23 protein-coding genes are annotated in these 24,584 nt (G+C 68.0%); 5 read left to right on the top strand and 18 right to left on the bottom strand.

The genetic code is table 11. The features are described from left to right. Positions 1–18: 18 nt before the first annotated feature. The 8 genes from gph to ACTVZP_RS05445 all read right to left on the bottom strand — a co-directional run bounded on the left by gph (position 19) and on the right by ACTVZP_RS05445 (position 7,427). A complete protein-coding gene (gene gph / locus ACTVZP_RS05410; RefSeq protein WP_443211082.1) occupies positions 19–675 on the bottom strand; it encodes a phosphoglycolate phosphatase in 657 nt (218 codons plus the stop codon). Then, positions 675–1,367, bottom strand: a complete 693-nt coding sequence (locus tag ACTVZP_RS05415) for an HAD family hydrolase (RefSeq protein ID WP_443211083.1) — start codon at positions 1,365–1,367, stop codon at positions 675–677. The genes gph and ACTVZP_RS05415 overlap by 1 nt, the downstream gene beginning before the upstream one ends. Next, complete coding sequence (cbbX, locus tag ACTVZP_RS05420; RefSeq protein WP_443211084.1) at positions 1,364–2,293, bottom strand: CbbX protein; 930 nt, start codon at positions 2,291–2,293, stop codon at positions 1,364–1,366. The genes ACTVZP_RS05415 and cbbX overlap by 4 nt, the downstream gene beginning before the upstream one ends. A gap of 169 nt (positions 2,294–2,462) precedes the next feature. Further along, positions 2,463–2,852 carry a ribulose bisphosphate carboxylase small subunit gene (locus ACTVZP_RS05425; protein ID WP_443211085.1) on the bottom strand — a complete coding sequence of 130 codons (390 nt, stop codon included), beginning with the start codon at positions 2,850–2,852 and terminating at the stop codon, positions 2,463–2,465. Positions 2,853–2,864: 12 nt separating this feature from the next. Beyond that, positions 2,865–4,325 (bottom strand): form I ribulose bisphosphate carboxylase large subunit, encoded by a 1,461-nt coding sequence (locus tag ACTVZP_RS05430; protein WP_443211086.1) that lies wholly within the window; start codon positions 4,323–4,325, stop codon positions 2,865–2,867. Positions 4,326–4,339: 14 nt separating this feature from the next. Continuing rightward, a complete protein-coding gene (fba, locus tag ACTVZP_RS05435; RefSeq protein WP_443211087.1) occupies positions 4,340–5,419 on the bottom strand; it encodes a class II fructose-bisphosphate aldolase in 1,080 nt (359 codons plus the stop codon). A 119-nt stretch (positions 5,420–5,538) separates the two neighbouring features. After that, positions 5,539–6,411 carry a phosphoribulokinase gene (locus ACTVZP_RS05440; protein ID WP_443211088.1) on the bottom strand — a complete coding sequence of 291 codons (873 nt, stop codon included), beginning with the start codon at positions 6,409–6,411 and terminating at the stop codon, positions 5,539–5,541. 8 nt (positions 6,412–6,419) lie between these two features. Continuing rightward, positions 6,420–7,427, bottom strand: coding sequence for a class 1 fructose-bisphosphatase (locus ACTVZP_RS05445; protein WP_443211089.1), 1,008 nt, complete (start codon positions 7,425–7,427; stop codon positions 6,420–6,422). 84 nt (positions 7,428–7,511) lie between these two features. Between ACTVZP_RS05445 and cbbR the strand changes: the two genes are divergently transcribed. After that, positions 7,512–8,450 (top strand): LysR family regulator CbbR, encoded by a 939-nt coding sequence (gene cbbR / locus ACTVZP_RS05450; protein ID WP_443211090.1) that lies wholly within the window; start codon positions 7,512–7,514, stop codon positions 8,448–8,450. Positions 8,451–8,549: 99 nt separating this feature from the next. Here cbbR and ACTVZP_RS05455 read toward each other — a convergent pair whose 3' ends face one another. The 6 genes from ACTVZP_RS05455 to ACTVZP_RS05480 all read right to left on the bottom strand — a co-directional run bounded on the left by ACTVZP_RS05455 (position 8,550) and on the right by ACTVZP_RS05480 (position 13,740). Beyond that, positions 8,550–9,245: an ABC transporter ATP-binding protein gene (locus ACTVZP_RS05455; RefSeq protein ID WP_443211092.1), complete on the bottom strand. Its 696-nt coding sequence runs from the start codon at positions 9,243–9,245 to the stop codon at positions 8,550–8,552. A 1-nt stretch (position 9,246) separates the two neighbouring features. Next, entirely contained in the window at positions 9,247–9,948 is a 702-nt protein-coding gene (locus ACTVZP_RS05460) for an ABC transporter ATP-binding protein (protein ID WP_443211093.1), read from the bottom strand. Further along, a complete protein-coding gene (locus ACTVZP_RS05465) occupies positions 9,945–10,877 on the bottom strand; it encodes a branched-chain amino acid ABC transporter permease (RefSeq protein WP_443211094.1) in 933 nt (310 codons plus the stop codon). Before ACTVZP_RS05465 ends, ACTVZP_RS05460 begins: the two co-directional genes overlap by 4 nt. Continuing rightward, positions 10,874–11,752 (bottom strand): branched-chain amino acid ABC transporter permease, encoded by an 879-nt coding sequence (locus ACTVZP_RS05470; RefSeq protein WP_443211095.1) that lies wholly within the window; start codon positions 11,750–11,752, stop codon positions 10,874–10,876. The genes ACTVZP_RS05465 and ACTVZP_RS05470 overlap by 4 nt, the downstream gene beginning before the upstream one ends. Positions 11,753–11,754: 2 nt before the next feature. Next, positions 11,755–13,035: an ABC transporter substrate-binding protein gene (locus ACTVZP_RS05475; protein ID WP_443211096.1), complete on the bottom strand. Its 1,281-nt coding sequence runs from the start codon at positions 13,033–13,035 to the stop codon at positions 11,755–11,757. Between the two features lie 135 nt (positions 13,036–13,170). Continuing rightward, the gene (locus ACTVZP_RS05480; RefSeq protein WP_443211097.1) at positions 13,171–13,740 is read right to left on the bottom strand and encodes a peroxidase-related enzyme; all 570 of its coding nucleotides are present in this window, start codon (positions 13,738–13,740) and stop codon (positions 13,171–13,173) included. 103 nt (positions 13,741–13,843) lie between these two features. On the opposite strand from ACTVZP_RS05480, the gene ACTVZP_RS05485 reads away from it, so the two are divergent. Further along, complete coding sequence (locus ACTVZP_RS05485; protein WP_443211098.1) at positions 13,844–14,359, top strand: DUF2478 domain-containing protein; 516 nt, start codon at positions 13,844–13,846, stop codon at positions 14,357–14,359. Between the two features lie 27 nt (positions 14,360–14,386). Here ACTVZP_RS05485 and amaB read toward each other — a convergent pair whose 3' ends face one another. The 3 genes from amaB to ACTVZP_RS05500 form a co-directional block, all read right to left on the bottom strand. Continuing rightward, a complete protein-coding gene (amaB, locus tag ACTVZP_RS05490; protein WP_443211099.1) occupies positions 14,387–15,874 on the bottom strand; it encodes an L-piperidine-6-carboxylate dehydrogenase in 1,488 nt (495 codons plus the stop codon). Positions 15,875–15,965: 91 nt separating this feature from the next. Then, positions 15,966–18,149 carry a thiamine pyrophosphate-dependent enzyme gene (locus ACTVZP_RS05495; RefSeq protein ID WP_443211100.1) on the bottom strand — a complete coding sequence of 728 codons (2,184 nt, stop codon included), beginning with the start codon at positions 18,147–18,149 and terminating at the stop codon, positions 15,966–15,968. A gap of 64 nt (positions 18,150–18,213) precedes the next feature. Then, the gene (locus tag ACTVZP_RS05500; protein ID WP_443211101.1) at positions 18,214–19,425 is read right to left on the bottom strand and encodes an acyl-CoA dehydrogenase; all 1,212 of its coding nucleotides are present in this window, start codon (positions 19,423–19,425) and stop codon (positions 18,214–18,216) included. An 80-nt stretch (positions 19,426–19,505) separates the two neighbouring features. Between ACTVZP_RS05500 and ACTVZP_RS05505 the strand changes: the two genes are divergently transcribed. Further along, complete coding sequence (locus ACTVZP_RS05505; protein WP_443211102.1) at positions 19,506–20,420, top strand: LysR family transcriptional regulator; 915 nt, start codon at positions 19,506–19,508, stop codon at positions 20,418–20,420. Here the strand turns inward: ACTVZP_RS05505 and nagA are convergent. After that, the gene (nagA, locus tag ACTVZP_RS05510; RefSeq protein ID WP_443211103.1) at positions 20,392–21,531 is read right to left on the bottom strand and encodes an N-acetylglucosamine-6-phosphate deacetylase; all 1,140 of its coding nucleotides are present in this window, start codon (positions 21,529–21,531) and stop codon (positions 20,392–20,394) included. The two genes, ACTVZP_RS05505 and nagA, sit on opposite strands and share 29 nt — an antisense overlap. A gap of 126 nt (positions 21,532–21,657) precedes the next feature. On the opposite strand from nagA, the gene ACTVZP_RS05515 reads away from it, so the two are divergent. After that, positions 21,658–23,613 (top strand): SARP family transcriptional regulator, encoded by a 1,956-nt coding sequence (locus ACTVZP_RS05515; RefSeq protein ID WP_443211104.1) that lies wholly within the window; start codon positions 21,658–21,660, stop codon positions 23,611–23,613. A gap of 29 nt (positions 23,614–23,642) precedes the next feature. After that, positions 23,643–24,584, top strand: coding sequence for a phosphatase PAP2 family protein (locus tag ACTVZP_RS05520; protein WP_443211105.1), 942 nt, complete (start codon positions 23,643–23,645; stop codon positions 24,582–24,584).

A 24,584-nucleotide genomic window follows, 5' to 3' on the forward strand; every position in this document is an offset into this window, starting at 1 on the left:
CTAGGGGGAGATGGGCCGTCAGGCCAGCAGATGCGTCAGCAGGTCGGGCAGTTCGTCATGGTGGCTGAAAAGGCCGTGGTGCGGCAGTTCGTGGACGGGCGCATGCCGGTAGCCCTCGGTGAAGAGGGCGAAGCGCAGCCCGGCGGCGCTGGCGGTCGCCGCGTCCACCTCGCTGTCGCCGACATAGAGCACATGCTCTTCGGTCAGGGCCGCGGCGGCCGCGCGGAGGGGCGCGGGGTCGGGCTTGCGCTGGGGCAGGCTGTCGCCGCCGATGATCGCGTCGAAAAGGTCGAGGATGCCGAAGAGCGACAGGATCTGCCGCGAGGCCGCAACCGGCTTGTTGGTGCAGAGCGCGATGCGCCAGCCCGCGCCGTGAAGGTGACGAAGCGCCGCCTCGGCCCCGGGATAGACACTCGTCAGCGTCGCCGGGTCCGCCTCGTAATATTTCATGAAGCACTGCTGCAGGTCGGCATGGCGATGCGCATCCGGTTCCTCTCCGCGGGCAGCCATCACCCGCTGGATGAGCACCGGCACCCCATTGCCGATGAAGCCGGTGACCTGAGCGAGCGAAAGCGGCTCGCCCCCCTCCTCGGCCAGCGCCTTGTTGACCGCCGCGTGGATATCGGGGGCGGAGTGGACGAGCGTTCCGTCGAGATCGAAGACGACGCCGGGCATCAGGCCACCGGCGCCGTGGCTTCGAGCCCGGCGAGGCCGCCGATCTCGGAGAAGCAGCCGACGAGGCGGTCCGCTCCGGCGAATTCCTCGTGCCGGGTGTAGAAGCCGGGCGAGACGATGCAGCGCAGCCCCGCCGCCTTCGCCGCCCGCAGACCGTTGAGCGAGTCCTCGATGGCCACCGCCTGATCGGGCTCCAGGCCGAGTTCCTTCAGGGCGAGAAGGTAGACCTCGGGTGAGGGCTTCTTGTGGGACACCATGTCGCCCGCCGCGATGACATCGAAGATCGCCGAGGCCGGCTTGCCGAAGCAGGCGCGGCACAGCGCCTCGACGTTCGGCAGGCTGGTCGTGGTGGCGATGGCAAGCTTCAGCCCCGCCCGTTTCGCTTCGGTGACAAGGTCTGCGATGCCGGGCCGCAGCGCGATCTCGCCTTCGGCCATCAGCGCCACGAAGCGGTCCGTCTTGGCCTTGTGGATCTCCGGGATCGGCATGGGCGCAGGGTCGCCCTTCTGGTGGCGCAGGAAGCGGGCGATCCGCTCCTTCCCACCGGTCGTGGTCAGCAGCTCGCGGTAGTCCTCGCGGTCCCAGAACCAGTCGACACCGATGGCGGCGAAAGTCTCGTTGAAGGCGCGGCGGTGGAGTTCCTCGGTCTCGGCAAGCGTTCCGTCGACGTCGAAGATGATCGCTTCAATCATTTCGACAGCGCCCCCGCAGCGCGGCGCTCGCTGTCGAGCCCGCCCTTGAAGACCCGGCTGGCGCGGATGTCCTCTTCCGCTATGGTCGAGAGCGCGGCAGCATCGAGTGGCCCGGTCGAGGACGTGAACAGCCTGTTGGCCTGCCTGAGCCTCGCGCGGTCGAGCGCGTTCCGGATCGAGCGGGCATTGGCGAAATGCGGCTGCGTCCGGCGCATCGCGATATATTCCTTCAGCGCACCCTCCGCGCCGCTGGCCATGCGGTAGCTCTGGTCGGAGAGCATGTGGCCCGCGATCTCGTAGAGCTCCTCGTTGCTGTAGTCCGGAAACTCGATGTGATGCGCGATGCGCGAGCGGAAGCCGGGGTTGGACTGGAAGAAATTCTCCATCCGGTCTGCGTAGCCCGCGAGGATCACCACGAGGTCGTCGCGGTTGTTTTCCATGACCTGCAGCAGGATCTCGATGGCTTCCTGGCCATAGTCGCGCTCGTTGTCAGGTCGGTAGAGATAGTAGGCCTCGTCGATGAAGAGCACGCCCCCCATGGCGCGCTTGAGGACTTCCTTCGTCTTGGGAGCCGTATGCCCGATATACTGGCCCACAAGGTCGTCGCGCGTCACGGACACGAGATGCCCTTTTCGGACGTAGCCGAGGCGGTGCAGCAGCCCCGCCATCTTCAGCGCCACCGTGGTCTTGCCGGTGCCCGGGTTGCCGGTGAAGCTCATGTGCAGCGTCGGCGTTTCATGCGCGAGGCCCATCTTCTGCCGGGCGCGTTCGACGAGCAGCAGTGCAGCCGTCTCGCGGATCCGGTCCTTGACCGGCTTGAGGCCGATCAGCTCGCGGTCGAGTTCCTCCAGAACTTCCTTTGCACCCGAGCCTTCGTATTCCGCACGCAGGTCGATCGAGGTGGGGGCGGCGGCTTCGTCGTTCATTGCGAACTCCGGTTTGTCTGAGTCATGCATGAAGTAGAGCACGGGTCGGACGCGAACAGGAAAGCGTTCTGTCGCAGGCCAATCGGAAAAGGCAGTCAGCCCGTGCCCGGCGCCGGGAGGCCCGAAGGCCTCCCGGTCAAGGGCCCACCAATCCTGAGGGAGGATCGGATCAGCGGACGATGCTGTGTGTGTAGCGGATGGCCCTGCCATCCACTTCCGTCCGTTCCATGCGGAAGGTCGGCTCGACCTTCGGGCGGTTCACGATGAAGCTCATGGTCACCGTCTCGAAGCCGCGGGTGGAGTCGAAGGCGTTGATGCGGATGTAGTGGTCGGGGCAGGCCTTGCGGCACTCCTCGAGTTCCATCATCACGCCCTTGGGATCCCGCAGGTCGAACATCGGCATGCCCCACATCTCCCAGTAGGTGTTCCGGGGATGGGGGTTGTCGGTGTATTCGAGGCTTACCGCCCAGCCGCGCGACAGGCAGTATTCCACCTGCGCCGAGATCTGGTCGTCGGTGAGGTCCGGCAGGAACGAAAAGCAGCCCTGGGTGATACGCATGTGCGTCTCTCCTTACATCGAGACCGAGGCGGTCGGCACGAAATCCGACGTATCGGTGGGGGTATAGTTGAAGGTGATGTTGCCCCAGGTATCGAGGGCGGCTTCCAGCGGCTTGCACCACTTGGCGGCAGCCCGCAGGATCTCCGGGCCTTCGACGTCGATGTTGCGGCCTTCGTTGCGGGCGAGAACCATCGCTTCCAGCGCCACGCGGTTCGCCGTGGCCCCGGCCTGGATGCCCATCGGATGGCCGATCGTGCCGCCGCCGAACTGCAGCACCACGTCATCGCCGAAGAGGCTCAGCAGCTGGTGCATCTGCCCGGCATGGATGCCGCCCGAGGCAACCGGCATGACCTTCCTCAGGTCCGCCCAGTCCTGCTCGAAGAAGATCCCGCGCGGCAGGTCGACCGCGTTGAACGGCTCGCGGCAGACGTTGTAGTAGCCCTGCACCGTCGGCGGATCGCCCTCGAGCTTGCCCACGGCCGTTCCGCAATGCAGATGGTCCACCCCGGCGAGGCGGAGCCACTTGGCGATCACGCGGAAGCTGATCCCGTGGTTCTTCTGCCGGGTGTAGGTGCCGTGGCCCGCGCGGTGCATGTGCAGGATCATGTCGTTCTGCCGGCACCATTCCGAGATCGACTGGATCGCCGTGTAGCCGATGATGAGATCCACCATCACGATGACCGAGCCGAGCTGCTTGGCGAATTCCGCCCTGCGGTACATCTCCTCCATCGTGCCGGCGGTGATGTTCAGGTAGTGGCCCTTCACCTCGCCCGTCTGCGCCGAGGCGAGGTTCACCGCCTCCATCACGTAGAGGAACCGGTCGCGCCAGTGCATGAAGGGCTGCGAGTTGATGTTCTCGTCGTCCTTCATGAAGTCGAGGCCACCCTTCAGCCCCTCGTAGACCACGCGCCCGTAGTTCTTGCCCGACAGGCCGAGCTTGGGCTTCGTCGTGGCGCCGAGGAGCGGCTTGCCGAACTTGTCCAGCCGCTCGCGCTCGCCGATGATGCCGGTGGGCGGACCCTTGTAGGTCTTCACATAGGCCACCGGGAAGCGCATGTCCTCGAGCCGGGCGGCCTTCAGCGGCTTGAAGCTGAACACGTTGCCGATGATCGAGGCGGTCAGGTTCGCGATGGATCCTTCCTCGAACAGGATCAGGTCATAGGCGACGTAGCAGAAATACTGGCCGGGCGTTCCGGGCACCGGCTCGACCTTGTAGGCCTTGGCCCGATAGCTGTCGCAGGCAGTCAGGCGGTCGGTCCAGACCACGGTCCAGGTCGCGGTCGAGCTTTCACCGGCCACCGCAGCGGCGGCCTCGATCGGATCCACCCCCTCCTGTGGCGTGATGCGGAACAGGGCCAGGACGTCGGTGTCCTTGGGCTCGTAGTCGCCGTCCCAATAGCCCATCTGCGCGTATTTCAGGACGCCGGCCTTGTAGCGTTCCTTGCCTTTGATCTCGGTGTTCTTGGTATCCATATCGCACCCTCCCTTCAGGCGGCTTTGGCGGTCGCGACCGCAGGATCGAGCGCTCCGCTGGCGTAGCGCCGGGCCATGTCATCCATCGGGATGACGGTGATCTTCGAGGCATTGCCCGCAGTGCCGAACCGTTCCAGCCGGTCGCGGACGAGGGCCTCCATCTCCTTCATCGCGGGGATGAGGAACTTGCGCGGGTCGAACTCCTTCGGGTTCTCCTTCGCGACCTTGCGGAACTGGCCGGTCAGCGCCATCCGGCAGTCGGTGTCGATGTTGACCTTGCGCACCCCGTGGCGGATCCCGCGCTCGATCTCCTCCACCGGCACGCCGTAGGTCTGGGGCATCTCGCCACCATTGGCGTTGATCAGGTCCTGCAGCTCCTGCGGGACCGAGGACGAGCCGTGCATGACCAGATGCGTCGAGGGCAGCCGCTTGTGGATTTCCTCGATGACATGCATGGCGAGGATCTCGCCATCGGGCTTGCGGCTGAACTTGTAGGCGCCGTGGCTGGTGCCCATGGCAATGGCGAGGGCATCGACGCGGGTGGCCTGCACGAAATCGACCGCCTGATCCGGGTCTGTCAGCATCTGGCTGTGGTCGAGCTTGCCTTCGGCGCCCGAGCCGTCCTCGGCTTCGGCCTCGCCCTTCTCGAGGCTGCCCAGCACGCCCAGCTCGCCCTCGACCGAGGCGCCGACCCAATGCGCGGCCTCGGTCACGCGGCGGGTGATGTCGACGTTGTAGTCGTAGGAGGCGACCGTCTTCATGTCCGCCTGAAGCGAGCCGTCCATCATCACCGAAGTGAAACCGTGCCGGATCGCCGAAAGGCAGGTCGCCTCGTTGTTGCCGTGGTCCTGATGCAGGCAGATCGGGATCTGCGGATACATCTCGGCCAGCGCCTGGACCATGTGGCGCAGCATGATGTCGCCGGCATAGCTTCGCGCCCCGCGGGACGCCTGCAGGATCACCGGCGCGTCGCAGGCCTTGGCCGCCTGAAGAATGGCGAGCCCCTGTTCCATGTTGTTGATGTTGAAGGCCGGCACGCCATAGCCGCGCTCCGCGGCATGGTCGAGCAATTGTCTGAGCGTGATCAGGGCCATGGGTCTCCTCCCTCGGTCGTCATGTCAGAGTCGGTCGTATCCTGTCCGGCCGGTCGGAGCCGGCCGGGGTCGGGCGGGATCGGCGCTTCGGGGCATGTCCCCGAAGACGCGGGGTCGGGTCAGGCCACCTTGCTCTCGCGCACGAGGCGCTCGATCAGGGGCGTCAGGATCAGTTGCATCGCCAGGTCCAGCTTGTTGCCGGGCACGACGATGGAATTGGCGCGGCTCATCCAGGAGCCGTGGATCATCGAGGTCAGGTAGGGGAAGTCGATGCCCCTCGGGTTCCGGAAGCGGATGACGACGACGCTTTCGTCGGCGGTCGGGATCCAGCGCGCGATGAAGGGGTTCGACGTGTCCACCACCGGAACGCGCTGGAAGTTGATGTCGGTCTGCGTGAACTGCGGCGTGATGCAGTGCACATAGGCGTGCATCCGGCGGAGGATCACGTCCGTCACGGCCTCGGTCGTGTAGCCGCGGGTCGCGCGGTCCCGGTGGATCTTCTGGATCCATTCGAGGTTGATGACGGGGACGACGCCGATCTTGAGGTCCGCAAGGGCTGCGATGTTCACCTCGTCGTTGACCACCGCGCCGTGCAGCCCCTCGTAAAAGAGCAGGTGGCTGTCGCTGTCGAACTCGCGCCATTCGGTGAAGTTGCCGGGCGCGACCCCGGTCCTTGCCGCCTCCGCGTCATCGTGGACGTAGGTTCGCGTGCGGCCGAGACCGGTCTGGCCATATTCCCGAAAGACGCGCTCCAGCTCCTTAAGTTCGTTCGCCTCGTAGGAGAAATGCGAGAACGTGGCGTCTCCGGAGGCATAGCGGCGCTCCAGCTCGGCCTTCATGTCGGCGCGATTGTAGCGGTGGAAGGCGTCACCCTCGATCGAGACGGCCTTCACGCCCTCCCGTCGGAAGATCTGGTCGAAGGTGTGCTTCACGGTCGACGTGCCCGCGCCGGACGATCCCGTGACCGAGATGATGGGGTGTTTCTTGCTCATGACGGGTATCAGCTCCGGAACAGGCCGCGATTTCCAAAGAGGGCCGACGTCTCCTGCTCCGGCAGGTCGTGGTAGGCCGTGATGCGGGCCACCTTCTCGGCGGACCCGAAGACAAAGGGTGTGCGGGCGTGCAACCGCGAGGGCGTCTGGCCGAGGATGGGGTTCTCGCCGTCCGTGGCCCCGCCGCCCGCCTGGGTGATCACGAAGGCGATGGGCGCGCATTCGTAGAGGAAGCGCAGCCGTCCCTGCTCGTAGCCCTTGCGGCTGTCGCGCGGGTAAAGGAACACGCCACCGCGCGCGAGGATGCGGTGCGTCTCGGCGACGAGCGAGGCCAGCCAGCGCATGTTGAAGTTCCGTCCCCGCGGCCCCTCGGTTCCGGCCACGCAATCGTCGATGTAGGCGCGGATCGGCTTGGGCCAGTGCCGGTAGTTCGACGCGTTGATTGCAAATTCGATCGATGTGGGCGGAACCTTCACCGCGCGGTCAACGAGCACGAAGGCCCCCGTCTGCGGATCCAGCACGTATTTCTGCGTGCCCCTGCCGAAGCTCACCATGAGGCAGACCTGCGGGCCGTAGATCACGTAGCCGCCCGCGACCAGTTCCGAGCCGGGCCGCAGGAAGCTGGCTTCCGCCGTATCCGCGGCCGGCCAGATGGCGAAGATCGTGCCGATGGAGAGGTTCGTGTCGATGTTGGACGAGCCGTCCAGCGGATCGATGGCGATGGCAAGCGTGCCCGTCTCGTTGAGCGTGGCGACCGTCTCCTGCTCTTCCGAGGCGTAGAACCTGATGGCCGAGCCCATGAGGGCATCGCGGAAGGCATCATCGGCGATGACATCGAGCGCCTTCTGTCCGTCGCCGTCGGTGTTGGTGCCGCAGAGCCCTGCAAGATCCTCGTCGATCCCGCCGCGGGCAATGCGGAGCGCGATCTCGATTGCGACCGAGCCAAGGCGGTCCATGACATCCTGCAACTCGGCCGGGATGGCATCGGGATTGGTTGAAAACGGCTTCACTGGCATCTCCTCCCGTCCTTGACGCAAGGCTTGCCCAAGCTGGCCTTTTATGGAATTTAATAAGCATGAATATAGATTAGGATAATTGGAATGGTGAGGCTGGACGCCATCACGTTGAAGCAGCTTCGGGCCCTGACGGCAGTGGCAGAGAAAGCCTCGCTGACGGGCGGCGCGCTGCACCTGGGCCTGACGCCTCCGGCAATTCACAGCCAGATCAGGAACTTGGAGGAAGCCTTCGGCGTCCCTTTGTTGCATCGCCCGCCCGAGGCCGGTGCCTTCACCCCGACGCTTGCGGGCTCTGCCGTCATGGAAGCGGCGCAGAGGATCGAGGTCATTCTGTCGCAATGCTCATACCAAGTGATGGCAGTGAGCCAAGGTCGGGCCGGGCAGGTCACGCTGGGCGTCGTCTCCACGGGGCGTTATTTCGCCCCCCGGCTGGTCAAGATGCTGAGCCTTGCCTGCCCCGAGATCCGAATCGCCCTGCGCGTCGGCAACCGCGAGCATCTGATCGACGATCTTGCCCGGCATACGGTCGATCTGGCCATCATGGGCCGCCCGCCCCGACTGCCCGAGGTGGCGTCGGTCGCGCTCGGTCCCCATCCGCATGGGATCGTGGCCGCACCCGACCATCCGCTGGCCGGTCTGGCCGAGGTGCCCGCACCGGATCTCCTTGCGCAGACCTTCCTTGCGCGAGAGGACGGGTCGGGGACGCGGCTTCTCATGTCGCGCTATCTCGACCGGCTGGGCGAAGGACAGGTGGTCGACCTGATCGAGATGGATTCGAACGAGACGATCAAGCAGGCCGCCATCGCGGGCCTCGGCATCGCGTTCCTGTCGCTTCATGTGGTCATGGACGAGTTGCGCTTCGGACAGCTGGTGCGGCTGTCGGCGCCGGGCCTGCCGATCGAGCGCCACTGGTTTCTCGTGAATCCGGTGGACCGGCCGCTGAACCCGGCCGCCCTGCGGCTGCAGGAGGAGATCGTGCGGCTGAAAGGTTCCTACTTGCCCGGAGCGCCGGCTGACGGGTGAAGTCACGGAGCGAAAGTGGTAAAGGCCGGCTGGGCATGGCGGGACGCGATGTGGCGAGGCAGGCCGCGGTGTTCTGGCCGCCCTTCCCGGCGGGGGCGCTCAGACGCCGACGTACCGCGCGAACTGGGGCGCGTCGGCCGCAAGATCGGCGGCGGCCACCGCTTCGGCCACGCGCCCGGTCTCCATGAAGGCCACACGGTCGGCCAGATCCAGCACCGCCTCGATCCGCTGCTCGACCAGCACGACCGCCACGCCCATTCCGCGCAGCCTGCGCACCGTGTCCCGGATCAGAGCGATCATCGAGGGCTGCAGGCCCTCGGTCGGCTCGTCGAGCAGGATGGCCTTCGGCTCGAGGCAGAGCGCGCGGCCGATGGCCAGCATCTGCTGCTCGCCGCCCGAGAGGGTCGCGGCGGTCTGCCCGAGGCGTTCGCGCAGCCGGGGGAAGAGGTCGAGCACCCGCTCACGCGTCCGGGCGCCGCGCCCGCGGGTCATGAGGCCGATCTCGAGGTTCTCGGCCACCGTCAGCGGCCCGAAGAGGCGCCGGCCCTGCGGCACGTAGCCGATCCCGAGCCGCGGGATGCGGTGCGCGGGCAAACCGTCGATCCTCTCGCCGTCCAGCTCGATCCGGCCCGCGCCGGGTGGCACCTGCCCCATGATCGCGCGCAGGAGCGTGCTCTTCCCCGCGCCGTTCCGGCCCATGATGCAGGTCACCTCGCCGGCCCGCGCCTCGAAGCTGAGCCTGTGCAGGACCTGCACCCGGCCGTATCCGGCATCAATGGACTGGACCCTCAGCATCTCAGCCCCCCAGGTAGGCGGCCTGCACCGCCCGGTCGGCCCGGATTTCGGCCGGCGTGCCGCGCGCCAGCACCCGGCCGTTGTTCAGCACGGTGATGCGTTGGGCGAGGTCCATCACCACCTCCATGTTGTGCTCGATCAGCAGCACGGTCGTGTCAGGCACCAGATCGCGCACAAGGGTCTTGAACCCCTCGATCTCGCCAGCCGCAAGGCCCTGCGTCGGCTCGTCGAGGATCAGAAGGCGCGGCGCAAGCGCGAGGCCCATGGCGACCTCGAGGACCCTCTGGTGACCGTAGGACAGGGCGCCGGCCAGCTGCTCCGACTCTGCCTCCAGCCCCACCCGCGCGAGCGCCGCCCGCGTGGCCGTGGCAAGGTCGCCTGGCCCCCCGCGCTGCACGGCGAGGGCCACGTTGTCGAAGACCGTGAGGCGGGGATAGACCGAGGTGATCTGAAACGCATAGGCGATGCCGCAGGCCACCCGCGCATGCGCGGGCAGGCGGGTGATGTCGCGTCCGTCGAAGCGGATGCTGCCCTCCTGTGCCGGGATGCGCCCCGAGAGGAGCCCGACAAGCGTCGACTTTCCGGCTCCGTTCGGCCCGATCAGCGCGTGGATCTCACCGGCAGACAGATCGAAATCCACCCCGTCGATCGCCAGCACGCCGCCAAAGTGGCGCACGAGGTTCCGCGCCTCCAGAAGGCTCATGGCAGGCTCCGCAGGCCGCGCTCGCGCAGGAGGCCGAGAAGCCCCCGCGGCGCGAAGAGGACGAGCAGGATCAGCACCGCGCCGACGACGAACTGCGAGGCTGTGGTGACTGACGAGGCCCAGTCGATCAGGTAGAACATGAGCGCGGTGCCGAGAAGCGGCCCGAGCACGGTCCCGGCACCGCCGAGCAGCACCCAGATCAGCGGCAGGATCGAATACTGGATCGAGGCGAAGGAGCCACCGACATAGCCGAACATCAGCCCGTAGGTCGCCCCCGCCGCGCCGGAGACGAGGCCCGAGAGCGTCATCGCGAACAGCTTGGCGCGGAACGTGTCGTAGCCCAGCATCCGCGTGCGCTCCTCGTTCTCGCGCACGGCGACGAGGACACGGCCCCGGCGCGACCGGACGAGGGCAAGGCAGGCCAGCATCGTCGCGGCGAAGAGCGCGAAGGCCGCGCCGTAGCGCGTGGCGGGATCGGCAAGGTCAAGCGGCCCGACCCTCCGCGCCGCGCCGGAGAGGGTGAAGCCCTCGTCGCCGCCCGTGAAGCCTCCCCAGTAGAGGATCGCGAGGTGGAAGGCCTGCGCGAACATCAGCGTGACGATCATGAAGGCCGGTCCCGCCGTCCTCAGCGCCAGAAGCCCCAGCCCCGCGGCGAGCGCGCCGCCTGCGACGGGCCCGGCCAGCAGCGCGGCCCAGGGCTGCCAGCCGCCCTGATCGACCAGAAGTCCCGTCGCATACATGCCTCCGGCGAAGAAGAGTGCATGGCCGAGCGACAGGAGGCCGGTGTAGCCGAAGGCGATGTTGAACCCCATCGCATAGGTCGCGAGCACCATGATGCGCGCGGCATTGGTATGGTGATAGGCGGGCAGAAGGAACTGGAGCGCCGCCAGCGCCGCCAGCACGGCCAGATGCAGGGCGAGCATCCTCATGCAGCAGTCCCGAACAGACCCTGCGGACGGAAGACAAGCACCAGCGCCACAAGGAGCGTGGCAAGGATCTTTGCCAGCGTCGGCTCGAAGAAGGTAGAGATCACACCGTCCGAGACGCCGATCAGCAGCGCCGCGACCAGCGTGCCGCGCAGCGATCCGAGGCCGCCGATCACCACGACGATGAAGCTGAGCAGCAGCGGATCGCCCCCCATCAGGTAGTGCGCCTGCTGGATCGGCACGATCAGCACCGCGGCGGTGGCGGCGAGCCCCGCCCCGAGCGCGAAGGTGCCGGCGTAGACGCGATCCACGTCGATGCCGAAGGCCGTGGCGGTGACCCGGTCGACCTGCGTCGCCCGCATCACGAGGCCCGCGCGGCTGCGCGACAGGAAGAGCCAGAGGCCTGCGAGCACCGCGCCCGCCGCCCCGATCACGAAGAGCTTGTAGCCCGACCAGCCGAACCACGGCAGTTGCAGCCGCGCCTCGAAAGGCGGCGGCACCGGTCGCGCCTCGGGGCCGTAGAGGCTTAGCGCCGCCTGCTGCAGGATGTAGAGCAGGCCGATGGTGGCGATGATCGTGGCCTCTGGCTCGTAGGAAAGCCGCTTCAGCACCGCCCGGTCGGCGAGCGCTGCCAGCCCTGCCACGAGGAGCGGGCAGGCGACCAGCGCCACGGCGAAGGCGGCGGCCGGCGGCCCCGGCACCCATTGGCTTACGAACCAGGCGGCGACCGCGCCCAGCATGAAGAACTCGCCATGGGCCACGTTCACCACCCGCATCACGCCGAAGACGAGGCTCAAGCCCGAGGCCGTCAGCGCGAGCACCGCCGCGCCGACCAGCCCCTCCATCACGGCGAGAAGCAGGAAGGGTCCGAATTCCATCCTCAGAAGGAGGTCGCGGTATAGTCCACGTCGCTCTCGTAGCGTCCGTCCTCGATCGAGGTCTCGTGCACCTTCACCAGACGTCCGCCCTCAAGCTTCGAGATGAACTGGTGCCCGAAGGCCTGGTGGAGTTTCGCGTCGAAGACCTTGGCGCCCTGCGGACGCTCGCGGCCCGCCGGCATCTCGGTAAAGGCCTCGACCGCCTCGACGAAGGCCTGACGGTCCTGCGGCCCGCGCCAGCCGCAGGCCTCCATGCCCTGCTTGATCGCGAAGAGCGTCTCCCAGACCGAGAACATGTGGCCGTAGCAAGAGACGTTCTGCGGATCCTCGACTGCCGCGCCGTTGGCATCGACGCCCACCGCCTCGCGGTAGAACTTCTCCGCCTCGCTCGCGTCGGACTGCAGCATCCGGCACTGGCCTTCCCAGAAATGCGATCCGTCGAGGAAGCCGAGGCCGGGGCTCGAGATGTCCACTGCCTCGAGCGAGTCGATGAAGCCGAAGATCTCGGGTCGGGCGCCCGAGCCGTAGAATTCGCCGAGCTCCTTCACGAAGGTCAGCACCGAGGGGCCAACCATGACGTGATAGAGCACCTCGGTGTCGCGCGGGATGCGGGGGAAGTAGCGCGTGAAGCTGGTCTCGGTCGGCGGGATCGCGATCTGGGCGATGACCTCTCCCCCCTGCGCCGCCACCGCCTCGGTGAAGAAGTCACGGTGGTCGTGGCCGAAGGCGTAGTCCGGGAAGATCATCGTGATCTTCTTGCCGAGGTTCCGGGTCACGAAGGGCGCCATGGCCGTGACCTGCGCCCGCACGTCGGTGATACCGGGCTGGAGCGTCCAGCGGTTCAGCTTGCCCGAGGCGACGTGGTAGCCCTCGGAGCAGACGAGGTAGGGGATCTTGAGTTCGGCCGCGCGCGGGGCCGAGCCGATGACCACATGGCTGAAGAGCGGCCCGAAGATCATGTCCACCCTGGCCTGGGTGGCGAGTTTCTCGACGACCTCCGCGCCACGACGCGGGTCGGTCGCGTCATCCTCGAACAGGATCTCGACCGGGCGGCCCGCGATGCCGCCCGACTCGTTCACGACCTTCAGCGCGGCGAGCGCTGTCCGCTCGTACCACCTCCCGTACGCCGCGCCGATCCCGGTACGATGGAGCTGGAATCCGAGCCGGATCGGCTCGGAGCTCTGCGCCTGCACGAAGCGGGGCAGGCTGGCGGCTACGAGGGCTGAGGCGCCTCCGGCCAGCACGGAACGCCGGGTCGGATGGACGAAGGTCGGGCGAGTCATGGCGGTCTCCGCTCTGGCTGTGCCTTGGGTTGAGTTGCCGCAACGCAAAACACTGCTCGCGCTGATTTTCAAGCAATAATGTTGCTTGCGCCCCTTGGCGCATGACGCGGATCCTTGACGCGCGCAGGCCGGGCCTTATCGGCCCATGGCATAGAACTCGGGGTTCGGCCGCATGTCCGTTGCATTGGCGATGCGGTTCGACATGCCGAAGAAGGCGGCGATGGCGGCAATATCCCACGCATCCTCTGCATCGAAGCCGTGGGCGGCCAGCGCCTCGTGATCCTCGGGCCCGACAAGATGGGAGGCCTGCGAGACCTTCATCGCGAAGTCCAGCATCGCCCTCTGCCGCGGCGTGATCTGCGCCTTCCGGTGGTTCACGGCGACCTGGTCGGCCACAAGCGGGTCCTTCGCCCGGATCCTCAGGATCGCCCCGTGTGCCACCACGCAATACTGGCAACCGTTGGCGTTCGAGGTCGCCACCACGATCATCTCGCGCTCGGCCTTGGTGAGGTTGCAGTCCTTGTCCATCAGCGCGTCGTGATAGGCGAAGAAGGCACGGAACTCGTCCGGCCGCCGGGCAAGGACGAGGAAGACGTTCGGCACGAACCCCGACTTCTCCTGCACGGCGAGGATGCGGTCGCGGATGTCCTCGGGCAGTCCGTCGATCTCGGGAACGGGGTAGCGGCTGATCGGCTCTGCTGTCATCTTAGGTCCTCCCGCGCCGATGGTGGCACGGGCGGGGACGCGAGACGAGCCCCGGTTGCGCAGGATCAAGGCGGGTGACGCCGCGTCGGGGCAGGGAAGGGCGATGGACCAGAGCGACACTTTCGATGCGCGGCTTCCCGTCGCGGCCCTTCCGATCCGCGCCGATGTTCCCATCGACCCTCTGCTGGCCGCGGTGGTGGCCACGCTCCGGGCCGAGGGGCTGCGGCCTGCGGGGTTCCTTCAGCGAGAGGGAACACGGCTCGAGGATCTCGTCTCGGGGGCGCTCTACCCGATCACGCAGGATCTCGGTCCCGGGTCCAGCGGCTGCCGGCTGGATCCCGAGGGCCTCGCGATCGCGGCCGCGGCCGGGATCGCCGCCCTGGAGCGGTCCCCGGACCTCCTCGTCATCCCGCGCTTCGGCAAGGCGGAGACGGAGGGCGAAGGGATGCGTGGCCTGATCGGTCGCGCCTGCGAGCGTGGGGTGCCGGTCCTCGTGGCGGTGCGCCCGTCGAGCGAGCCCGCCTGGGAGGCATTCGCCGGCGGGCTCTGCCAGTGGCTTCCGCCCGATGGCGAGGCGGCGCTGCGCTGGTGCCGCGCCGCCTGTGCCGAGCGTGCCTGACCCCTACTTCAGGGGCCGCGCGCGGCCTCAGATGTCGAACCTGACCCCCTGCGCCAGCGGCAGCGCCGCCGACCAGTTGATCGTGTTCGTCTGCCGCCGCATGTAGCCGCGCCACGCATCCGAGCCGCTTTCGCGGCCGCCGCCGGTCTCCTTCTCGCCGCCGAAGGCCCCGCCGATCTCGGCGCCGGAGGGCCCGATGTTCACGTTGGCGATCCCGCAATCCGAGCCTGCCGCCGAGACGAAGGCCTCGGCCTCGCGCAGGTTCAGCGTGAAGATGCAGGACGAGAGGCCCTGCGGCACGGCGTTCTGCAGCGCGATTGCCTCGTCCAGCGTCTCGTAGCCCATGACGTAGAGGATCGGCGCGAAGGTCTCCTCGCAGACGACGCCGGTCTGGGCGGGCATCAGCGCGATGGCGGGCTCGACATAGGCCCCGCCGGGCACACCTTCGACCGGCCGGCCGCCATGCACGGTGCCACCCTCGGCCCGCGCGCGGTCGAGCGCCGCCAGCATCCGGTCGCGCGCATCCGCGTCGACGAGCGGGCCGACCAGCGTGCCTTCGGCGCGCGGGTCGCCCACCTTGAGCGAGCCGTAGGCCTTGACGAGGCGGGCCACCAGATCCTCCCGGATCGAGTGGTGCACGATCAGTCGCCGGAGCGAGGTGCAGCGTTGCCCGGCCGTGCCGACCGCCGAGAAGACGATGGCGCGCACGGCCATGTCGAGGTCGGCCGAGGGGGCCACGATCATCGCGTTGTTGCCGCCGAGTTCGAGGATCGGGCGCCCGAAGCGCTCCGCGACCTTCGGCCCGACGATCCGCCCCATCCGGGTCGAGCCGGTGGCCGAGACGATCGGCACATCGCGCGAGGCGACCAGCGCCTCGCCGATCTCCGGCCCGCCGATCACCAGCTGCACGAGACCCTCGGGTGCGTCCCCGAACCGCTCCAGCGCCCGGCCGAGGATCTTCATCGATGCCATCGCCGTCAGCGGCGTCTTTTCGGATGGCTTCCAGATCACCGGGTCGCCGCAGACCAGCGCCAGTGCGGTGTTCCACGACCAGACCGCGACCGGGAAGTTGAAGGCGGAGATCACGGCGCAGGGCCCCATCGGGTGCCAGGTCTCCATCATCCGGTGCCCCGGCCGCTCGGAGGCGATGGTCAGCCCATAGAGCTGCCGCGAAAGACCGACCGCGAAGTCGCAGATGTCGATCATCTCCTGCACCTCGCCCAGGCCTTCCGAGGTGATCTTGCCCGCCTCGAGCGTGACCAGCGCGCCGAGCTCGGCCTTGGCCGCGCGCAGCTCCTCGCCGAGAAGCCGCACCAGCTCCCCCCGCCGGGGCGCGGGCACCTCGCGCCACGCCCGGAACGCCTCCTGCGCGCGGGCGATCACTCCGGACATCGTAGTTGGATCGGTGGGATGGACGCGTGCAATCTCCGCGCCGTCGATGGGCGAGTGCACCGTCAGGGTGCCGCCCTCGATCTCGGTCCGGCTGAGCCCCAGCGCGTCGAACAGTTCCTTCATCGTTGTCCTCCTGTGACGTGTCCGAACAGCCTTTCGCTGCTCGAAGCGGGCTTTGCGCGCCGGATCGGGTAACAGGTCCGGGCGATGGCGCTCATCCCTTCACCAGCTTCAATGCCGCCTCGGCGATGCCCGCGGCCGAGGGGAGCGTGGCGGCATAGGCCGGGCCGGTGGCGATGAAACTGTCCTCGGCTGTGACACGGGCGATGCGGCTGCGGCCGTCCTCGGCCAGCGCGGTCACCAGCGCCTCGGCGGGCCCGCCAGCCGAGCGGCGGCATTCATCCACGACGAGCACGGCCCCGCAGTCGCGCGTGGCCTCAAGCATCGCGTCGAGGGGCAGGGGCGCCAGCCAGCGCAGGTCGATGATCCGAGCGGACACTCCATTTTCACGAAGCGCGAAATTCGCCTGCTGCGACAGGTAGTTGCCGTTGCCGTAGGTGACAATGGAAAGGTCGCGTCCATCCCCGTGGATGCCGATCTCGCCGAAGGCGATGCGGCGCGAGGGGTCGGGGTAGGTGCGCATCCAGCCTCCGTCCTTCTCGTCCTTCAGGTCGCGCATCGGATAGAGCGCGATGGGTTCGAGGAACACCACCAGACGCTGCTCCTCGCGGGCAAGGCGCACGCATTCGCGCAGCATCATCGCGGCTTCCGCCCCGTCCGAAGGGCAGGCGAGGATCAGCCCCGGAATGTCGCGCAGGACGGCGATGGAATTGTCGTTGTGGAAATGTCCGCCGAAGCCCTTCTGGTAGCCGAGCCCCGCGATCCGGACGACCATCGGGTTCGCGTATTGCCCGTTCGAGAAGAAGGGCAGGGTGGCGGCCTCGCCCCGGATCTGGTCCTCGGCGTTGTGGAGATAGGCGAGGAACTGGATCTCGGGCACCGGAAGAAAGCCATTGTGGGCCATGCCGATGCCGAGGCCCAGGATCGACTGTTCATCGAGCAGCGTGTCGATCACCCGGTTGCAGCCGAAACGGGACTGGAGCTTCTGCGTGACGCCATAGACCCCGCCCTTGCGGCCGATGTCCTCGCCCATCAGCACGATCTCGGGGTGCTCCAGCATCAGGTCGGTGAGCGCCCAGTTGATCAGACGGCTCATTGGCTGCGGCTCGTCCATCGCCCTGAGGTCGGTTCCGTAAGCTGCGGCGCGGGCCTCGAACGAAGGGCCGTTCGTGGGGCTGCAGGGTCGGGCCGGGGGAATGAGGCTCGCCATAACCTCCGGTGCCGTCTTCAGCCGGGGCCGGGTCACGGCCTCCGCCGCGATGCGGTCCACACGCTCCTGGGTCTCGAGGTAGATCGCCAGCGCCTTGTCGGGACTCAGGGCACCCGCCTCGTCCATCAGGCGGACGGTGTGGAGCAGCGGATCGTTCGCCTCCTCGGCCTCCACCTCCTCGCGGCTCATGTAGGTGGTGGGCAGGTCGGCGCCCGCATGGCCGTAGAGGCGCACGGTGCGCAGGTGCAGGAAGGCAGGCCTGCGGCGGGTCCGAACGTAGTCGGCCGCCTCGGCCGCCACGGCATATGCGTCTGTTATGTCGAGACCATTGGCCGCAAAGTAGCGCAGGCCCGGCCGGTTGCGGAAGCTCGCCTCGATCCAGCCGCGGGGGGTTTTGGTCGAGATGCCGATGCCATTGTCCTCGCAGACGAAGAGCATCGGGAGCGGCACCGTCTGGAAGGCGGTCCAGCCCGCGGTGTTGAAGGCGCCCTGCGCGGTCGAGTGGTTGGCCGAGGCATCGCCGAAACTGGCCATCACCAGCGCGTCCTCGGGCAGGGCGCGGTGCTCGGGCGGGCGACGGCGGGCGAGACCGATCGAATAGGCGGCGCCGACGGCCTTCGGTAGGTGGCTTGCGATGGTCGAGGTCTGGGGCGGGATGGCGAGCGCCTTCGAGCCCAGCACCTTGTGGCGGCCGCCCGAGATCGGATCCTCGGAGGAGGAGGCGAAGGACAGGAGCATGTCGCGCGCGATGTCCTGCCCCACCTGCGCCGCCCGCGCGATCTGGAAGGCCGCGTCGCGGTAATGCAGGAAAGCCATGTCGGTGGGCCGCAGGGCATGGGCCACGGCCGCCATGCCCTCGTGGCCCGAGGAGCCGATGGTGTAGAAGCCCTGTCCGGCCTTCTGCATCGCCCGGCTCGTCCGGTCGAGGGCGCGCGAGAGGCACTGGCAGCGGAAGAGCGCCACCATCTCCTGCGGGTCGAGACCGGGCGCGGGGGCCGCACCCGCCGGCAGATCACGCGCCGGGACGCGGGCAAGGAAGTTCTCATGGACGATCAGCGAGCGAGGCATCGGTGCGTTCCGCCCGGCGGAGGCCGCGGAGCCTCCGGCGGGGATATTTGTGCGAGAATGAAGGTCAGAAGAATGCCTGCAGGCCGGTGATCGCGCGCCCGAGGATCAGCGCGTGGACGTCGTGCGTGCCCTCGTAGGTGTTCACCGTCTCGAGGTTCGCCATGTGGCGCATGACGTGGAAATCCTCCTGGATGCCGTTGCCGCCGTGCATGTCGCGGGCGTGGCGCGCGGCCTCGAGCGCCTTGCCGCAGTTGTTGCGCTTGACGATCGAGATCATCTCGGGCGCGGCATTGGCTTCGTCGAGCAGCCGGCCGACGCGCAGGCTCGCCTGAGCGCCGAGGGCTATGTCGGTCATCATGTTGGCAAGCTTCAGCTGGTAGAGCTGGGTCTGGGCCAGCGGGCGGCCGAACTGTCTGCGGTCGAGCCCGTATTGGCGGGCGGCGTGCAGGCAGGCCTCGGCCGCGCCGAGCACGCCCCAGCTGATGCCATAGCGCGCGCGGTTGAGGCAACCGAACGGACCCTTGAGGCCCTCGACGTTCGGCAGGAGCGCGCTGTCCGGCACCTCGACCCCGTCCATCACGATCTCGCCGGTGATCGAGGAGCGCAGCGACAGCTTTCCGCCGATCTTCGGGGCGGAAAGACCCTTCAGGCCCTTCTCCAGCACGAAGCCGCGGATCTTGCCGCCGTGGGCCTCGGACTTCGCCCAGACCACGAAGACGTCGGCGATGGGCGCGTTCGAGATCCACATCTTCGACCCGTTGAGCACGTAGCCGGAGGCGGTCTTGCGGGCCACCGTCTTCATTCCGGCGGGGTCGGAGCCCGCGTCGGGCTCGGTCAGGCCGAAGCAGCCGATGAGGTCACCTCTTGCAAGTCCGGGCAGGTAGCGCTGCCGTTGCTCCTCGGACCCATAGGCGTAGATCGGATACATCACGAGGGAGGACTGCACCGACATCATCGAGCGGTAGCCCGAATCCACCCGCTCGATCTCGCGTGCGATGAGGCCGTAGGAGACATAGGAAGCACCGAGCCCCCCATATTCCTCGGGGACGGTCACGCCGAGAAGGCCCATCTCGCCCATCTCGCGGAAGATCGCGGGATCCGTCTGTTCCTCGCGATAGGCCACCGTCACCCGCGGCATCAGCCGCTCCTGTGCGTAGGCGCGGGCACCGTCGCGCAGCATGCGCTCTTCCTCGGAGAGCTGGAGCTCCATCCGGAAGGGGTCCTCCCAGTCGAAGCGGCCGAGATCGGGCGCATCCTTGGCCTTCAGGTCCTTCATGACGTCCTCCGCGGATGATCGGGTTGCGAGCAGATACCGCTTCATGCCGGACAAGGATAACGCTAATTTCGTCGAAGTTCATGCATGGAGTGCATCAAGTGGCCTTTGCTCGGCGCTACCTGCCTCCGGTGGGGCAACTCGCTGCCTTCGAGGCGGTGGCGCGGACAGGTTCGACCGCCGCCGCGGCGCGTGAACTCGACCTGACCCAGGGCACGGTAAGCCGGCTGGTCCAGTCGCTCGAGGAGCAGCTGGGGGTCCTGCTCTTCCAGCGGCAGAAGAAACGGCTGCGGCCGACTCAGGCGGCGCTGGCCTATGCCGGAGAGGTCCGGCGTGCGCTCGACATCATCGGGCGGGCGTCGCTGCGCCTTGCTTCGGATCCGGAGGGCGGGGTGCTGTCGCTCGCGATCCTGCCGACCTTCGGCACGCACTGGCTCGCGCCGCGCCTGCCGGGCTTCCTCAAGGCGCATCCGGGAGTGACGATCAATCTGGCGACCCGGCTGAAGCCCTTCGACTTCGAGGGCGAGGACTTCGACGCGGCCATTCACTTCGGAAGCCCGACCTGGCCGCGCGCCGGCCACATGCGCCTCTTCGGCGAGGGAGTCGTGGCGGTGGCGTCGCCGGACTTCCTGGCTGCCCATCCGGTGAGGGGGGCCGCGGACCTGCTGGCCCTGCCGCTTCTGACGCTGGAGACGCGGCCGCGCGGCTGGGCGGGCTGGTTCGCGCATCACGGAGTGGCGGCCTCCGTGCCGCGGGGCATGGTCTTCGATCAGTTCGCCACGATGATGCAGGCCGCGATCCACGGGATCGGCGTGGCGCTCCTGCCGGAATTCCTGGCCGGCCCGGCGCTGGCAGAGGGGACGCTTGTCCCGGCTTCTGGCGGCGCGGTCGAGGGGCGTCACGCCTACTGGCTGGTCTGGCCGGAGGACCGGGGCGAGCATCCGCCGCTTGCGGCCTTCCGGGACTGGCTCAGGGCCGAGACGGCAGGTCTTGCCTGACTCCTGCGCGCCAGACGGCCTTGGGGTGGCGATCGGGCGAGAGCAGCACCAGATCGGCAGGCGCACCGGGTGCGATCCGCCCGAGGTCGGGACGCCGGATGGCTGCGGCGGGGGCGGAGGTGGCCATCGAAAGTGCGCGCCCGGTTTCTACGCCCAGAGCCGTCAGGTTGCGCACCGCCGCGGGCAGGGTCAGGTCTGCGCCGGCAAGCGTGCCATCCTCGAGCGTGAGGATCCCGCTGCGGCGAAGGATCCGGCGGCCGTTCAGCTCGAACTCGCCGAGGTCGGTTCCGGCGACAGCCATGCAGTCCGAGACGAGGAAGAGACCCTCCGGCTTTGCGGCCATCGCGATGCGCAGCACCTCGGGAGCGACGTGGCGACCGTCAGCGATGAGGCCGGTCGGCACCGCTGATGCGAGCGCCGCACCCGGCAGGCCGGGCTCGCGATGGCCGAGCGGGCTCATGGCATTGAAGAGATGGGTGACGCAGGCGGCCCCGGCGCGGAAGGCGGCCTGCGCCTCGGCCATGGTGCAGTCTGTATGCCCGAGGCTGACGACGACACCGGCCGATGCGAGCGCCGCGATCTGGTCCGTTGTCGCGGCGGCCGGTGACAGGGTCAGCATCAGGGTCGGAAGTGCACGCGCCGCGGACAGGTAGAGGTCGAGATCGGCCTGTTCCATGCGCCGGATCAGCCGGCCGTCATGCGCACCCTTCCGCGCGGGATCGAGATGCGGCCCTTCGAGATGCAGGCCCAGGAGGCCGGGCGTGCCCATGGCCACGGCCTCGGCGATGGCCGCGATGACCCGCGCGACGACCTCGGGTCCGTCGGTGACGAGGGTGGGCAGGATGTGGAGCACGCCGAGTGCCGCCTGGCTCTCGCAGATGCGGCGGATCGTTGAGGCCGTGCTCGCGCCGTCGAGCATGACCCCGCCGCTGCCGTTCACCTGCAGGTCGATGAGCCCCGGGGCGAGGATGCCGTCGACCTCTTCGACCGGCATCCCGTCCTGCGTGCCGCGAGGCAGGAGCGCCGCGACGCGCCCTTCCCGGATGAGCAGGTCGGCCTCGTGGAAAGCGGCTCCGTCGAAGATCGTGGCGCCGCGCAGGATCTTGGGCATGGATGCTCCTCTTCCGGCGGGCTCGATGAAGTGCCGGGACACGCGCCATCTTTGACGTTCCATTGACGCGCCGCTCACGGACACGGGCTAGATCTCGGTCGGGAAGTCGTCAAGGGAGGGATAGGCATGTTGTCCCCGGCTGCATCAGCGGCATACACCCAATGCGTGGTGCCGTTCGTGTTCGATACCGCTTTACCCAAAGTCACCGGTCGGTCACTGTGGCTCGAACGGACGGATGCCGGGGCTCCGTCTCCTGGATCAGTGGCAGACCGAATGACGGGCGTGTCTCACGTACTGCGGATGTACCTGTTCGGACCCTTTACCCTTCTGGGACCCGACAGCGAGGATCTGACTCCGAAGTCGCGCAAGTCGCGCGCCATCCTCGCCATGCTGGCCGTCGCCCCGCGCGGGTCGCGCTCGCGCGTCTGGCTGCGCGACAAGCTCTGGAGCGACCGGGGCGAGGACCAGGCCTCGGCGAGTCTCCGGCAGGCGCTGCTCGACATCCGCAAGTCGCTCGGCCCGCGGGCGGCCCATCTGCTGACGGCGGACAAGAACACGGTGTCCCTCGACCTCGCATCGATCGCCGTCGATGCGCTCGAGCTTGTCGCGGGCGACCGGCGCGGCGACGAGCCGGTGACGACGGAGCACTTCCTCGAAGGGATCGACGTGCGCGACCCTGAATTCGAGGACTGGCTCACGCTGGAGCGGCAGAGCTGGTTCGCGCGGCTTGAGGAGACGGGCTTCGAAGCCGATCTCGCCCCGCGTTCCGGGCCTTCGGCCGACGCGCGCTCTGCATCGCTGACCGTGCCCCGGACCTCGCCGCCGATGGCGCGGACGGCCATGCCGCAGACACCCCCGTCGAGCTTTCTGCGACAGGACGACGATGACAAGGGATGGCGGGTGGCCATGATGCCTCCGGTGATCCTCGGCGGCGACCCTGCCGGCGCCGTGGTTCAGGCCGACGTTCAGCGGGCGCTTCGCCGCGCGCTGATGGAGACGGGCGACATGCGCCTCGTGGAGATGGCCCCGCTCGGCTTTGGTGAGACCGGTCCGGGCTTGCTGGGAGGGTCAGCGCTCGCGCGGCTGCCCGAGCAGGTGCACCTGAGCGTGCAGGTCCGGGTGCTGACCGACGTCAGCTATCTCCGGGTCGGGATCGTGCTTCAGAACCCGGCGGACAATTCGCTCGTCTGGTCCGACGAGGTGGTGGTGGCGCGGCGCGAGGCGACGGTCGAGTCAAATTTCGCGGTCCCCCTGATCGTGCGCGCGACAGAAGAAGCGATGATGCATCTGCTGCGTCGGGGAGGCGGCGAGGCAGCCGAGGCCGAAGGGCGCATCGCCGCCGCCGTCGCCTCGATGTTTCGTCTCGCGCGGGGGGATCTCGACCGGTCCGAGGTGATCCTGCGCCGGCATCTCGACACCACACCCACCGCTCAGGGCTACGCCTGGCTCGCGTTCCTCAATACCTTCCGCGTGGGCCAGCGCTTCAACCCTTCGGATGCGCCGCTCATAGAAGAGACGCAGCACCTCGCCCGCCGCGCCCTCTCGCTGGAGCCGAACAACGCGCTGGTCTCGGCCCTCGTCGGCCACATCCATTCCTTCCTCTTCGGCGAATTCGACTATGCGGCCGCGCTCTTCGAGCGGTCCTTGCGGGTGAACCCCGCGCAGACGCTGGCCTGGGACCTCTACGCGATGCTTCACGCCTACGCGGGTCAGCCGAAGCGGGCGCTGGCCATGGCGCGCTGGGCGCGCCATCTCGGCGCCTTCAGCCCGCATCGCTACTATTATGAGACGACGCGTGCGATCACCGGCAATTTCTCCGGCGACCACCAGACCGCGATCGATGCGGGGCAGTCGGCACTGGCCGAACGGCCGGATTTCAACTCGCTGCTCAGGGTGCTGGTCTCGTCCAATGCCCATCTGGACCGCCCCGAAGAAGCGCGGATGTTCCTCGAGCGGCTCCTCCAGGTGGAGCCGAACTTCTCGATCGCCTCGCTGAGGGAGGCGGGCTACCCGGGCCTCGACACCGAGGGCGGGCGGCACTTCCTGGACGGCCTGTCGAAGGCGGGCGTGCGCAAGCACTGAGCCAAGAACCTGATTTGGGAGGAAGAGTGATGTGTGAACCCGTAACCGCGGGCGTGGCGGAGTTCCTGAACCGCTACCCGTTCGAGGTGAATGCCGAGCGGGTGCTGCCGGTGAACGGTGGCCTCGGGCATCCGGTCGGAAGCGACGGATCGGCCGAGGGCGACGTGCCGGCAGGCGGCGCGGCTCTCTCCGCGCTCAACAAGTCGGTGCAGAACAAGTCATCCCTCAACAAGAACAAGAACAAGAACAAGAATAAAAACAAGAACAAGAACAAGCGGTCTGCCGGGGCGGGCGGCGGCGCGGCCGCCCTGTCGAACCTCCTGCCCGCGCTGGAGTTGCGCCGGCTCCACCAGCTTCCCGAGGCCGATCCCTTCACCGTCGCGCGCCGCTTCGTCTGGGAATGTCTCGACATCTGCCTGCCGCCGGGGCCGGACTTCACGCGGCTCGAGACGGCCGTGATGCTGGCCATGCAGTCCCGCGATGCCGAGCGGATGCGGCGTCTGCCCGACATCGAGGCCCAGGCCGCCTTTTCGGTGGACGAGTTCCTGCGGCCGCTCGGGATCGAAGGGCTTGCGGGCTACGAGGCGACCGAGGGGCTGTTCCTCAACATCCTGCAGGCAACCGAGTATGTGGGGCTGCTCTACAAGGCGCGGATCGACCGCGACCGGCCGAATGTGGCCGAGCCGCGGCTCAGGCCGCTGCTCGCGGTGCCGGCGCACCAGAGCTTCCCGTCGAACCACTCTTTCCAGGCCCATTCCATCGTCTTCGCCTTCAACGCGATCCTGCCCGAGCATCCCGCGACCGAGGAGTTGCAGAGGATCGCGCAGAACGTGGCCGAGAACCGGGAGTGGGCAGGACTGCATTTCCCGTCCGACACGATCGCCGGGAAGGAACTGGCGCGGCGCTTCGCACCCTATCTGCGCGACGCCTTCGGCGCCGCCTTCCTTGCTGCGCAAGAGGAGTGGCACTGA

This window comes from Rhodobacter sp. NSM (genome assembly GCF_052244495.1).
Classification (GTDB): Bacteria; Pseudomonadota; Alphaproteobacteria; order Rhodobacterales; family Rhodobacteraceae; genus Cereibacter_A.